Below are 11,892 nucleotides of genomic sequence, written 5' to 3'. Positions count from 1 at the left end.
ACCCTTCACCGACGACTGCTCCCGATGCCCGCCCCATCCCAAGACTACGCCCGCCTCGACGCCTGGATCGACGCCCACTTCGACGAGGAAGTGGCCTTTCTGCAGGCGCTGGTGCGCGTGCCCACCGACACCCCGCCCGGCAACAACGCGCCGCACGCCGAGCGCACCGCCGAACTGCTGGCGGGCTTCGGCTTCGCGGCCGAGCGCCATCCGGTGCCGGCCGCCGAGGTGCAGGCCGCGGGCATGGAATCGATCACCAACCTGATCGTGCGCCGCGCCTATGGCGAGGGCCCGACCATCGCCCTCAACGCCCACGGCGACGTCGTGCCGCCGGGCGATGGCTGGACACACGACCCCTACGGTGCCGAGATCGTCGACGGCTGCCTCTACGGCCGCGCGTCGGCGGTCAGCAAGAGCGACTTCGCCAGCTTCAGCTTCGCGGTGCGCGCGCTCGAATCGCTGGGTGCGGCGCTGCACGGCAAGGTCGAGCTGCACTTCACCTACGACGAGGAATTCGGCGGCGAACTCGGCCCCGGCTGGCTGCTGAAGAACGGGCTCACCCGGCCCGACCTGCTGATCGCCGCCGGCTTTGCCCACGAGGTGGTCACCGCCCACAACGGTTGCCTGCAGATGGAGGTGACGGTGCACGGCCGCATGGCCCACGCCGCCGTGCCGCACACCGGCATCGACGCGCTGCAGGGCGCGGTCGCGGTGCTCAACGCGCTCTATGCGCAAAACACGCTCTACCGGCAAGTGACGTCGGAGGTCGAGGGCATCGACCATCCCTACCTCAACGTCGGCCGCATCGAGGGCGGCACCAACACCAACGTGGTGCCCGGCAAGGTGGTGTTCAAGCTCGACCGCCGCATGATTCCGGAAGAAGACCCGGTGCAGGTCGAAGCCGACATCCGCCGGGTGATCGCCGAGGCCGCGGCTTCGGTGCCCGGCGTCACGGTCGACCTGCGCCGCCTGCTGTTGGCGCGTTCCATGCGCCCGCTGCCGGGCAACCGGCCGCTGGTCGACGCGATCCAGCGCCACGGCCAGGCGGTGCTCGGCGAACCCGTCGCCGCCATGGGCACACCGCTCTACACCGACGTGCGCCTGTATGCCGAAGCCGGCGTGCCCGGCGTGATCTACGGCGCCGGCCCCCGCACCGTGCTCGAGTCCAACGCCAAGCGCGCCGACGAGCACCTGCGCCTGGACGACCTGCGCGCGGCCACCAAGGTCGTCGCCCGTACCCTGCTCGATCTGCTGTCGGCCGACGCGGCCTGACCGATCCACGCCGCAGGCATCGGCCGATGAACGCGGTAGGGGCCGCGCAACACCGGCTTTCGGTCCATGGACGTCTGGCATGCCTTGTGCTGCAATGATTTCGTCACGGCTCACTGCTAGGGATGCTCGATGGAATCACGGCAACTCACCGCGCCAGGCACTGCGTTCACCCTGCCCATCGCCCAGGTGCGCAGCGTGTTCGATCCGGCCGACGTCGAACGCAAGCTCGAAAAGCTGCAGGGTCTTCATGGCGATCCGCGCGAGCACGAAAGCCTGCGCAGCACCTACGAGCGCATGCTCGAACGCGGGCCGCAGCGCTTCCAGGTCAAGCCGGCCGGCGTGCCGCACATGGCCGGCCTCTACGACGACCTGCCCAATTTCACCGAAGTGCTCGACGACGTGCGGCGCCACGTCGCGCTGGCCCAGGACAGCCGCGACGGCCTGGAGGTCACGCCGATGCTGCTGCTCGGACCGCCCGGCATCGGCAAGACGCATTTCGCCCGGGCGCTCGCCGACCTCATCGGTACCGGCATGAACCTGGTGCCCATGGGCTCGATGACCGCCGGCTGGCTGCTGTCGGGCTCGGCCTCGCAGTGGAAGGGCGCGCGGCCGGGCAAGGTGTTCGAGGCCCTGGTCGACGGCCAGTACGCCAACCCGGTCATCGTGGTCGACGAAATCGACAAGGCCAGCAGCGACGCGCAATACGACCCGCTCGGCGCGCTCTACGGCCTGCTGGAGCACGACACCGCAGGCGCCTTCGTCGACGAGTTCGCCGAAGTGCCGATCGACGCCAGCCAGGTCGTGTGGATCACTACCGCCAACGACGCACGCGGCATTCCCGACCCCATCCTCAACCGGATGAACGTCTTCGAGGTGCCGGCGCCCACACCCGAGCAGGCGCGACACATCGCCCTGCGTCTCTACCAGTCCATCCGCCGTTCGCACGACTGGGGCCACCGTTTCGACGACACGCCCGGCGACGCCTTGCTCGACCGCCTCGCCCCTCTCGCCCCGCGCGAGATGCGGCGCGCCCTGATGGTGGCCTTCGGCAATGCCCGGCTGGACGGTCGCAGCGCCCTGGGCAGCGCTGACCTGCCGCGTCCGGCCGGCGGCAGGAGTCGCATCGGTTTCATGAACTGAGGCCCGGACGGTGGCTTTGCCGGCGAGAATGCCGGCGTCCATGCCACTGTCCACCAGCCTCCTGCTCATCGCCCTGCTGATCGCCGCCAGCGCCTTCTTCTCGGTGGCGGAAATCTCGCTGGCCGCCTCCCGCCGCCTGCGGCTGCGGCAGCTCGCCGACGAGGGCGAGGCGCGCGCCGAGCGGGTGATGCGCATCCAGGAGCAGCCCGGACCGTACTTCACCGTGGTGCAGATCGGGCAGAACGCCATCGCCATCCTCGGGGGCATCGTCGGAGAAGGCGCGCTCAGCCCCGCGTTCACCCGGCTCTTCTCGCTGGCACTGGGCCTGGAGGCGTCGGAGACAGCCGGATTCCTGGCCTCCTTCCTGGTGGTCACCTCGCTCTTCATCCTGTTCGCCGACCTGTTCCCCAAGCGCCTGGGCATGACCGCGCCCGAACACCTTGCCGTGCGCGTCGCGCGGCCGATGCAACTGCTGATGACCGCGCTGGCGCCCCTGGCCTGGGTGTACGGCAAGGCGGCCGACGGCCTGTTCGCCCTGTTCGGCCTGCCGCAGCAGCGCGACGATCGGGTGACCTCCGAAGACATCCTGGCCATGACCGAGGCCGGCGCCCTGGCCGGCGTGCTGGCCGCCGGCGAGCAGCAGCTCATCGCCAACGTGTTCGAGCTCGACACCCGGCTGATCAACAGTGCCATGACCCCGCGCGACCGCATCGCCTTCTTCCGGCGCGACGACCCGGACTCGGTGATCCGCCTGCGCATCGCGGCCGAACCGTTCAGCACCTACCCGGTCTGCGACGGCGACATTGACCAGGTGCTGGGTTATGTCGATGCCAAGGACCTCTTCCAACGGGTACTCAACAACCAGCCGATCTCGCTCGCCGACGACGCGCTGGTGCGCAAGGTGCTGATCGTGCCGGACCGGCTGACGCTGGCCGAGGTGCTGGAGCAGTTCCGGCTGGTCGGCGATGACTTCGCGGTCATCGTCAACGAATACAGCCTGGTGGTGGGCGTGGTCACGCTCAACGACGTGATGAGCACGGTCATGGGCGACCTCATCTCGCCGCTCGACGAAGAGCAGATCGTGCGGCGCGACGAGAACTCCTGGCTGATTGACGGCGTGACGCCGATCCAGGACGTGCTGCACGCGCTGGGACTGGAGTCGCTGCCGCACGAAGGCGACTACGAAACCCTGGCGGGTTTCCTGATGGTGATGCTGCGCCGCGTACCCCGGCGGACCGACAGCGTCACCTGGGGCGGCTACAAGTTCGAGGTGCTGGACGTGGACAGCTTCCGCATCGACCAGGTCATGGTGGTGCGGCTGCCCGCCGGCTGATCTAGCGCCCGGCGCGGTGCCGCGCCTTGCCGCGCTTGTGGCGGGTGCGGCGGTGGGTCTTGGTGCGCGGTGGCTTCTTGGCGGTCTTTTCCGACTTGGCGAACGACTCGGCCGTCGGCGCGCCCTTGGCGCCGGGTTTGCGCATCTTTTCGCCGCTGCCTTTTTTGATGCGTTCCTGCTTGGCGTGGATGTTGGCGTACAGGCCGGGGCGTTTTTTGGTGGCGGGCACGGTATGAATCCTTATACACATCGAAAGACGATATTTTTTGGCGTCCGCCGCCGGAAGATGTCACCACTTGTCTTTTTTGATACGCGGACGATTAACTTGCAATCGGCATTACCCAATTATGCAAATGAGTCGTTCGCGTCAATCAGGTAATGGCATTTTACTTTGACTCACCACCAATCAAAGCATTCCCAACATCTTTCTGGATCGCCACGCCTTCTGCTCAACACACATGAGGCAACCGCGGGCTCCTAACGAATGTAAGCGAGTACTCCTGAGTGACGAGAATTGCATTCTTGATCACGTAAATATGCAGTTGTTCGAATTGATCAAAAGCACCTTTGCATCATTGTCGGTCACAGAACCAGACGAGACATTCAACTGCCGAGCCGGCTGAAACCGATTCGGCATAAACCCTCGTCTTGTCAATTCGAAAGAATTTAACGCACTCAAGGAAAATTCATGCGACGTATCCTTTGCCTCAGCCTTTTGTCCCTGGCAGCCGCCACAGCCGCACAAGCCAGCGTAGTCGACGTGGTCGGCGATAAAGTAAGCGTGGAGAGAGTGGTGGTCGACGGCGGCATCTACCAATCGACCCCGCTATCGAGCCAAATCATCGCCGCCGGCGGTTCCGTGTTCAATCACGATGCGACATTTGCTTTTAGCGGCGACACGCTCACGATCGGCTTCGCCTCTGCCTATCCTTATCTCAAGACCCTCTTCGATGGCTATAAATTGACCGATGAGACAAAATCATTTGCGGGCACGTTCAAGGGGGCATCGACCACGTTGGCAAACTTCTGCGAGTGCAGGGTCACCACCGCCGGCAAAAATCTTTTTGTCAACCTGGGGGGCCTGACCCCACTCACCACCGACACGGTCGTGCTGAAACTCGTACCGCTGCCAGCCGTACCCGAACCGGAAACCTACGCCATGATGCTGGCTGGCCTTGGCCTGGTCGCCGGGATCGCGCGTCGCAGGAGCAAGGCCGTCATCGCCTGATTCGACTGCCTGTTCGACGGCCGCCAGCGCGGCGGCCGTCAACCCGCCTTGTCGCTGAACACCCAGCGCTTTTGCGCCGCGTAGACCGCGTCCGGATAAGGTGCCCTGCCCCGGCTACCGTTGTAGCGGCCCAGCGCCATGAAGGTATCGCCCCGCTCACGATCCAGATAGAAGCGCAGGATCACGCAGCCGAAACGCAAATTGGTCTGCATATGAAAGAGCCGCTCCGGCTCCCCGTTGCCGATGGTGCGCATCCAGAACGGCATCACCTGCATGAAGCCCCGCGCGCCCACGCTCGACACCGCGAACTTGCGAAATGCGCTCTCCACCTGCACCAAGCCCAGCACCAGCGATTCGTCGAGCCCCGCGCGGTGCGACTCGTACCACAGAGTCTGCAGAAATTCGTGCCGGGTCGGGCCGTCGGCCATCTTGGGCCGCAGCCGCTCGGACATCGCGGACAGCCAACGCAGATAGGCCATGCGCCGTGCGGTGCTCGCGAATTCGGGGACCGGCGGCGCGGCATCGGCCACCGACGCGCTAAGCGCCGAGCGCACCGCGTCGGCCAAAGGTTCCTCCAGTTGCGCGCCGGCCCGGGCCACGCCCCAGGGCGCCAGCAGACTCGCGGCGCCGAGAGCGAGCCAGTGGCGCCGGTCGCTCATGCGGCGAGGCGGCCTTTCACATGGGCAAGGGCGTCGGCCAGCGCGACCTTGGTCGCCTCGGTGTCGCGGCGGTGCTGGTATTCGACCGTGCCTTCCTTCAGTCCCCGGTCGGACAGCACGATGCGGTGCGGCACGCCGATCAACTCCCAATCGGCGAACATCGCGCCCGGCCGCTCGCCGCGGTCGTCCAGCAGCACATCGAGGCCGGCGGCCAGCAGGTCGGCGTAGAGCTGTTCGGCAGCGAGGCGCACCGGCTCGCTGCGGTCCATGCCGATCGGGCAGATCACTGCCGTGAAGGGCGCGATCGCGTCCGGCCAGATGATGCCGCGTTCGTCGTGGTTCTGTTCGATGGCGGCCGCCGGCAGGCGCGTCACGCCGATGCCGTAGCAGCCCATTTCGAAATGGCGCGGCTTGCCGTCTTCTTCCAGGAAGGTCGCTCCCATGGCCACGCTGTACTTGGAACCCAGGTAGAACACATGGCCGACCTCGATGCCGCGCTCGATCGCCAGGCTGCCCTTGCCGTCCGGCGACGCGTCGCCGTCGACCACATTGCGGATGTCGGCGACGAGATCCGGCTCGGGCAGGTCGCGGCCCCAGTTGATGCCGGCGATGTGGAAGTCGGGCTCGTTGGCGCCGCTGATCCAGTCGGACATCAACGCGACCTCCCGGTCGGCCACGATCTTCAGCGGCTGCTTCAGGCCGATCGGGCCGAGATAGCCGGGCTTGCAGCCGAAGTGCGCGTCGATTTCGCCGAGGGTGGCGAAACGGAAACCACCTTCCATGCCGGCCAGCTTGCCGACCTTCACTTCGTTCATGTCGTGGTCGCCGCGCAGCAGCAGCAGCCACACTTCGCTGCCGACGATGGCGCCTGCCTCGTCGAGCTTGTCGGTAGCCAGCACCAGCGATTTGATGGTGCGGCGGATGTCCAGCCCCAGGAAAGCGGCCACGTCGGCGCAGCTGCTCTTGCCGGGCGTGGCGACCTTCGCCATGGGCTGAGCGGGCGCCGGGCGGGCATGGCTCGGCGCCAGCGCCTCGGCCTTTTCCATGTTGGCGGCGTAATCGCTCTGCGGGCAGTAGACGATGGCGTCCTCACCGGTGGCCGCGATCACCTGGAATTCTTCCGACAGGTCGCCACCGATGGCGCCGCTGTCGGCGGCCACGGCCCGGTAGCGCAGGCCGAAGCGGTCGAATATGCGCCGGTAGGCGGCCGCCATGTTCTGGTAGCTGGCTTGCGCTGCGGCCGGGCTGCGGTCGAAGCTGTAGGCGTCCTTCATGACGAACTCGCGGCCGCGCATCAGGCCGAAGCGCGGACGTCGCTCGTCGCGGAACTTGGTCTGGATCTGATAGAGGTTCTTGGGCAGCTGCTTGTAGCTGCGGAACTCCTGGCGGGCAATGTCGGTCACCACTTCCTCGCTGGTCGGCTGGATCACAAAGTCACGGCCGTGGCGGTCCTGAATGCGCAACAGCTCGGGCCCCATCTTCTCGAAGCGGCCGGTTTCCTGCCATAGCTCTGCCGGCTGCACCACCGGCATGGTGATCTCGATGGCGCCTGCCCGGTTCATCTCTTCGCGCACGATCGCCTCGACCTTGCGGATGACCCGCAGCCCCATCGGCATGTAGTTGTAGATGCCGGCACCGAGCTTCTTGATCATGCCGGCGCGCATCATGAGCCGATGGCTCGCGACTTCGGCGTCCGCAGGCGCCTCTTTGAGGGTGGAAACGAGGAAGGAGGAGGCTTTCATGAGCGACGTGCGAACGGTCTGGCGGGGGGTGGTGCGAACGGGCCGCGGGCCCGTCAATCACTGAGTGTTTGCCTGCTCATGCACCCGCATAACGCACGTGCATAATGGTCTCAGTTCAAAAATTGGGGTTTGATTATGCTTGACCGGGAAGGCTTCAGGCCCAACGTCGGCATCATCCTGCTCAACCAGCGCAACCAGGTTTTTTGGGGCAAACGCATACGCACGCATAGCTGGCAGTTTCCGCAAGGCGGCATCGATCGCGGCGAGACACCCGAGCAGGCCATGTTCCGTGAATTGCACGAAGAAGTCGGCCTGCGTCCCGAGCATGTGCGTGTGGTCGCCCGCACCCGCGACTGGTTGCGCTACGAGGTGCCGGATCGATTCATCCGCCGCGACGCACGCGGCCACTACAAGGGCCAGAAACAGATCTGGTACCTGCTGCAGCTCATGGGCCACGACTGGGACCTGAACCTGCGCGCCACCAACCATCCCGAGTTCGACGCCTGGCGCTGGAACGACTACTGGGTACCGCTCGACGTCGTGGTCGAGTTCAAACGGGGCGTCTACGAAATGGCGCTCACCGAACTCGCGCGTTTCCTGCCGCGGCAGGACCCACGTAACCGTTACCTGCGCAACAGCATGCGTCCGCTGCGCGACGGTGAGGCGCCGCAAGGCGGTCCTGCCGGCAGCTTCGAGCTGCCGCCCGGTGCCACCTTCGATCCCGACCCTTCCGGCCATGGCGGCGCTTCGGCCGCCAGCCTTGCCATGGAGCCTCCCCGTGCGTCGCGTTGACGAAATTCGAAATTCCCATCGCGCCCGCGTGAAGACCTTTTCCTGCCTCGCCGCGCTGCTGATGGCCGGTTCGGCTTCGGCCGGGCTGCTGTTCACGCCGGAGGGTGGCTACACCGAGCTGCCGATCAAGCCGGCGCCCCCGTTCAACCCGGACAAGACGATCCCGCTCGACAAGCGCGTGGGCACCACGCTCGAGATCGGCATCGACCCGACCACCATCACCTCCGACAGCGACGGCGTCGTGCGCTACGTGCTGGTCGCCCGCTCGTCGAGCGGCACCACCACGGCCATGTACGAAGGCATTCGCTGCGCGACGGCCGAGGTCAAGCAATACGCCCGGCATTTCACCGACGGCGGCTGGCGGCCGGTGACCGATCCCAAATGGGGTTCGCTCTACGACGGCGGCACCGCCCGGTATTCGTTGATCGCCGCGCAATCCGGCATCTGCCAGGACGCCTCGGCCGGCGGCACGGCGCAGAAGATCATCCAGAACCTGAGCAGCGACATCCTGCGTCGGGTGCCCTGAAACTGGCGAGCCCCGCGGGCCGCCGCCATGGTGCGGATCAGCCGGCCCGGCTGGTCAGCACTAGGTTGTCGCGGTGCACCATCTCCGGCTCGGCCGCATAACCGAGCAGACGCTCGATTTCCGCCGACGCCTTGCGGCACAACAGGCGTGCTTCGGCGCTCGCATAGTTGGCCAGGCCGCGCGCGATCTCGGCACCTTCGCCGTCCTGGATCGCAATCACCTCGCCGCGCGAAAAATCACCCTCCACCGCCACCATGCCGATCGGCAGCAGGCTGGCGGTGCCGGCGCGCAACCGGGTGGCCGCGCCGTCATCCACCGTGAGGGCTCCCCGCAACTGCAGGTGATCGGCGATCCACTGCTTGCGCGCCTGCTGCTTGGCGGTCTGCGCCAGCAGCACCGTGCCGATGGGCTCGCCGGACACCAGCCGCAGCAGGGCGTCGGGCTCGCGGCCCCAGGCGATGACGGTCGACGCGCCCGAGCCCGCCGCACGTCGCGCCGCCAGGATCTTGGTCAGCATGCCGCCGCGCCCGAGCGCACTGCCGGCGCCACCGGCCATGGCCTCCAGCGCCGGGTCACCCGCGCGGGCCTCGTGAACGAAGACCGCTGCCGGATCCTTGCGGGGGTCAGCGGTGAACAGGCCTTTCTGGTCGGTCAGGATCACCAGCAGATCGGCTTCGATCAGGTTGGCCACCAGAGCGCCCAACGTGTCGTTGTCGCCGAACTTGATCTCGTCGTTGACGACCGTGTCGTTCTCGTTGATGACCGGCACCACGCCGAACTTGAGCAGCGTCATCAGCGTGGACCGGGCATTGAGATAGCGCTCGCGGTCGGCCAGGTCGGCGTGGGTGAGCAGCACCTGCGCGCTGCCGATGCCGCTGGCGCGCAGCTGCGTCTCGTACATCTGCGCCAGTCCCATCTGCCCGACGGCCGCGGCGGCCTGGAGTTCATTGATCGCATGCGGCCGGCTGCTCCAGCCCAACCGCTTCATGCCTTCGGCGATGGCGCCACTGGACACCATCACCACTTCGCGCCTGCCGCCGTCGACCAGCCCGTTGACCAGGGCCGCGAGCTGCCGGCACCACTCACCGATCGCGGCGGCGTCCAGCCCGCGACCTTCGTTGGTCACCAGGCTGGAGCCTACCTTGACCACGATGCGGCGCGCGCCGCGGAGCATCTCGGCCGATGCGTTGCTTGTCGTCGTCATCACGCGGGGCGGTTCTTCAATCGTTGTGTTGCTGGTCGGGTTCGGCGAGAGGTGTCTCGCGGGCGTCGTCGAAGCGCGGATCGACATCGACCGGCGGCAGCGCGGCCTGCTGGTCGGCATGCACATGGCGGTAGATCGCCTGGATCAGCGGCTCGCAACCTTCGCGCGTCAGGGCGGAAATCTCGAAGACCGGGCCCTTCCACCGCAGGCGCTTCACGAAGTCCTTCACCAGCGCGGGCCGGTCGGCGTCGGCCACCATGTCGAGCTTGTTGAGCACCAGCCAGCGCGGCTTGTCGTAGAGCGCCTTGTCGTACTTCTTCAGCTCGCCGACGATGGCCTTGGCCTGCGCCACCGGATCGACGGCATCGTCGAACGGCGCCATGTCGATCACGTGCAGCAACAGGCGGGTGCGCTGCAGATGACGCAGGAACTGATGGCCCAGCCCGGCACCTTCGGAGGCGCCCTCGATCAGGCCGGGGATGTCGGCGATCACAAAACTCTGCTCCGGCCCGACCCGCACCACGCCCAGATTGGGGTGCAGCGTGGTGAAGGGATAGTCGGCGATCTTCGGGCGGGCGTTGGACACCGCCGAGATCAGCGTCGACTTGCCGGCGTTCGGCATGCCGAGCAGACCCACGTCGGCCAGCACCTTGAGCTCGAGCTTCAGGCTCTTGCGCTCGCCGGGATAGCCCATGGTCTTCTGGCGCGGCGCACGGTTGATCGCGCTCTTGAAGCGCATGTTGCCGAAGCCGCCATCGCCGCCGCGAGCCAGCGTGATCACTTCGCCGGGGACCAGCATCTCGTGCAGCACGTCGCCGGTTTCGGCGTCGCTGATGATGGTGCCCACCGGCAGTTTGAGGGTCACGTCCTCGCCGGCCGCGCCGAACATGTCGGAGCCCATGCCGTGCTGGCCGCGCTTGGCCTCGTGGCGGCGCGAGTAGCGAAAATCGACCAGGGTGTTGAGATTGACGTCGGCCACGATGAACACATGCCCGCCACGTCCGCCGTCACCACCGTTGGGTCCGCCGAATTCCTTGTATTTTTCGTGCCGGAACGACACGCAGCCGTTGCCGCCATCGCCCGCTGCGACATCGATGAAAGCTTCGTCGACGAATTTCATGGGTTTGTCCTGTCTACCAACAGCGAGCGGCGCTCATCACGAACTGGCTGCGGCCCGATCGTGGGCCAGAAAGCACGAAGCCCCGACCAGCGGGGCTTCGCAGGTTAGCGATGACCGAGCACTCAGGCTGCAGGCGTCACGATAACCGTCTGCCTGCTCGCTGCACCCTTGATGGCGAACGACACGTGGCCGTCGACCAGGGCGAACAGCGTGTGGTCCTTGCCCACGCCGACATTGGTGCCGGCATGGAACCGAGTACCGCGCTGGCGCACGATGATGGAACCAGCGGAGATCAGCTCACCACCGAATGCCTTCACGCCGAGCATCTTGGGCTTGGAATCGCGCCCGTTTCGCGTAGAGCCGCCGCCTTTTTTCTGTGCCATGACCCTGCTCCTTTAACCGGCGATCGCGCCGATTTGCAGTTCGGTGAACTGCTGGCGATGGCCTTGACGTTTCTGGTAGTGCTTACGACGCCGCATCTTGAAGATGTGGACCTTGTCGTGCTTGCCATGCGACACGACCACAGCCGTGACGGTAGCGCCGGACACCAGGGGCGAGCCGATCTTGATTTCTGCGCCGTTGCCGACTGCGAGAACCTGATCGATCACGATTTCCTGGCCTACGTCCGCAGCAATCTGTTCTACTTTGATTTTTTCGCCGGAAGCAACGCGATACTGCTTGCCACCGGTTTTTATGACCGCGTACATACAACCTCTTTTTGTGAAGGTATCTGCGGACGGATTTCCGCAGAGCCCTCGATTGTAGCGCGCCGGGCAAAAACTGCCAAGCAGCGCCCCAAACGTCGCTGCAGCGCCACCAGCGGCTCACTTCCTATAATGCAGCGCGCGAGACTTTTCCCGCTGCTCATCTCCCCCA

The 11,892-nt window shown here is 66.1% G+C and carries 13 protein-coding genes; 6 read left to right on the top strand and 7 right to left on the bottom strand.

Annotated features, from left to right (window positions below; translation table 11 throughout):
- Positions 1-24 precede the first annotated feature (24 nt).
- The 3 genes from R9X41_RS03300 to R9X41_RS03290 all read left to right on the top strand — a co-directional run bounded on the left by R9X41_RS03300 (position 25) and on the right by R9X41_RS03290 (position 3,745).
- The gene (locus R9X41_RS03300; protein ID WP_318633472.1) at positions 25-1,272 is read left to right on the top strand and encodes a M20 family metallopeptidase; all 1,248 of its coding nucleotides are present in this window, start codon (positions 25-27) and stop codon (positions 1,270-1,272) included.
- A gap of 129 nt (positions 1,273-1,401) precedes the next feature.
- On the top strand, positions 1,402-2,412 hold the full coding sequence (locus tag R9X41_RS03295; RefSeq protein WP_318633471.1) for an AAA family ATPase: 1,011 nt from the start codon (positions 1,402-1,404) through the stop codon (positions 2,410-2,412).
- 40 nt (positions 2,413-2,452) lie between these two features.
- The gene (locus R9X41_RS03290) at positions 2,453-3,745 is read left to right on the top strand and encodes a polyamine export protein PaeA (RefSeq protein WP_318633470.1); all 1,293 of its coding nucleotides are present in this window, start codon (positions 2,453-2,455) and stop codon (positions 3,743-3,745) included.
- A 1-nt stretch (position 3,746) separates the two neighbouring features.
- Here the strand turns inward: R9X41_RS03290 and R9X41_RS03285 are convergent, their stop codons facing one another.
- Positions 3,747-3,974, bottom strand: a complete 228-nt coding sequence (locus R9X41_RS03285; RefSeq protein ID WP_318633469.1) for a hypothetical protein — start codon at positions 3,972-3,974, stop codon at positions 3,747-3,749.
- Positions 3,975-4,433: 459 nt separating this feature from the next.
- Between R9X41_RS03285 and R9X41_RS03280 the strand changes: the two genes are divergently transcribed.
- On the top strand, positions 4,434-4,973 hold the full coding sequence (locus R9X41_RS03280; protein WP_318633468.1) for a PEPxxWA-CTERM sorting domain-containing protein: 540 nt from the start codon (positions 4,434-4,436) through the stop codon (positions 4,971-4,973).
- A 38-nt stretch (positions 4,974-5,011) separates the two neighbouring features.
- On the opposite strand, the gene R9X41_RS03275 is transcribed toward R9X41_RS03280, so the two are convergent.
- Together R9X41_RS03275 and R9X41_RS03270 are read right to left on the bottom strand one after the other, a co-directional pair.
- Positions 5,012-5,632 carry a lytic transglycosylase domain-containing protein gene (locus tag R9X41_RS03275; RefSeq protein ID WP_318633467.1) on the bottom strand — a complete coding sequence of 207 codons (621 nt, stop codon included), beginning with the start codon at positions 5,630-5,632 and terminating at the stop codon, positions 5,012-5,014.
- The gene (locus tag R9X41_RS03270; RefSeq protein ID WP_318633466.1) at positions 5,629-7,374 is read right to left on the bottom strand and encodes a proline--tRNA ligase; all 1,746 of its coding nucleotides are present in this window, start codon (positions 7,372-7,374) and stop codon (positions 5,629-5,631) included. The genes R9X41_RS03275 and R9X41_RS03270 overlap by 4 nt, the downstream gene beginning before the upstream one ends.
- 135 nt (positions 7,375-7,509) lie before the next feature.
- Here R9X41_RS03270 and R9X41_RS03265 point away from each other — a divergent pair, with 135 nt between their 5' ends.
- On the top strand, positions 7,510-8,166 hold the full coding sequence (locus R9X41_RS03265) for an RNA pyrophosphohydrolase (RefSeq protein ID WP_318633465.1): 657 nt from the start codon (positions 7,510-7,512) through the stop codon (positions 8,164-8,166).
- A gap of 28 nt (positions 8,167-8,194) precedes the next feature.
- A complete protein-coding gene (locus R9X41_RS03260; protein WP_318633464.1) occupies positions 8,195-8,692 on the top strand; it encodes a CNP1-like family protein in 498 nt (165 codons plus the stop codon).
- Positions 8,693-8,729: 37 nt separating this feature from the next.
- On the opposite strand, the gene proB is transcribed toward R9X41_RS03260, so the two are convergent.
- From proB to rplU, 4 genes are all read right to left on the bottom strand, one after another.
- On the bottom strand, positions 8,730-9,896 hold the full coding sequence (gene proB / locus R9X41_RS03255; RefSeq protein WP_318633463.1) for a glutamate 5-kinase: 1,167 nt from the start codon (positions 9,894-9,896) through the stop codon (positions 8,730-8,732).
- A 16-nt stretch (positions 9,897-9,912) separates the two neighbouring features.
- A complete protein-coding gene (gene cgtA / locus R9X41_RS03250) occupies positions 9,913-11,016 on the bottom strand; it encodes an Obg family GTPase CgtA (protein ID WP_318633462.1) in 1,104 nt (367 codons plus the stop codon).
- 122 nt (positions 11,017-11,138) lie between these two features.
- Positions 11,139-11,399, bottom strand: a complete 261-nt coding sequence (gene rpmA, locus R9X41_RS03245) for a 50S ribosomal protein L27 (protein ID WP_318633461.1) — start codon at positions 11,397-11,399, stop codon at positions 11,139-11,141.
- 12 nt (positions 11,400-11,411) lie between these two features.
- Entirely contained in the window at positions 11,412-11,723 is a 312-nt protein-coding gene (gene rplU / locus R9X41_RS03240) for a 50S ribosomal protein L21 (RefSeq protein WP_318633460.1), read from the bottom strand.
- Between the last annotated feature and the right edge of the window lie 169 nt (positions 11,724-11,892).

This window comes from Xylophilus sp. GOD-11R (assembly GCF_033546935.1).
Classification (GTDB): domain Bacteria; phylum Pseudomonadota; class Gammaproteobacteria; order Burkholderiales; family Burkholderiaceae_C; genus Xylophilus.
This window is presented reverse-complemented; position numbering and strand designations above follow the sequence as displayed.

What these genes read in the sequence shown, in the direction of transcription:
- proB (WP_318633463.1), bottom strand. Translation starts at nt 9,896, where the DNA reads ATGACGACGACAAGCAACGCATCGGCCGAGATGCTCCGCGGCGCGCGC.
- rplU (WP_318633460.1), bottom strand. Translation starts at nt 11,723, where the DNA reads ATGTACGCGGTCATAAAAACCGGTGGCAAGCAGTATCGCGTTGCTTCC.
- R9X41_RS03270 (WP_318633466.1), bottom strand. Translation starts at nt 7,374, where the DNA reads ATGAAAGCCTCCTCCTTCCTCGTTTCCACCCTCAAAGAGGCGCCTGCG.
- R9X41_RS03295 (WP_318633471.1), top strand. Translation starts at nt 1,402, where the DNA reads ATGGAATCACGGCAACTCACCGCGCCAGGCACTGCGTTCACCCTGCCC.
- R9X41_RS03300 (WP_318633472.1), top strand. Translation starts at nt 25, where the DNA reads ATGCCCGCCCCATCCCAAGACTACGCCCGCCTCGACGCCTGGATCGAC.
- R9X41_RS03275 (WP_318633467.1), bottom strand. Translation starts at nt 5,632, where the DNA reads ATGAGCGACCGGCGCCACTGGCTCGCTCTCGGCGCCGCGAGTCTGCTG.
- R9X41_RS03265 (WP_318633465.1), top strand. Translation starts at nt 7,510, where the DNA reads ATGCTTGACCGGGAAGGCTTCAGGCCCAACGTCGGCATCATCCTGCTC.
- cgtA (WP_318633462.1), bottom strand. Translation starts at nt 11,016, where the DNA reads ATGAAATTCGTCGACGAAGCTTTCATCGATGTCGCAGCGGGCGATGGC.
- rpmA (WP_318633461.1), bottom strand. Translation starts at nt 11,399, where the DNA reads ATGGCACAGAAAAAAGGCGGCGGCTCTACGCGAAACGGGCGCGATTCC.
- R9X41_RS03280 (WP_318633468.1), top strand. Translation starts at nt 4,434, where the DNA reads ATGCGACGTATCCTTTGCCTCAGCCTTTTGTCCCTGGCAGCCGCCACA.
- R9X41_RS03290 (WP_318633470.1), top strand. Translation starts at nt 2,453, where the DNA reads ATGCCACTGTCCACCAGCCTCCTGCTCATCGCCCTGCTGATCGCCGCC.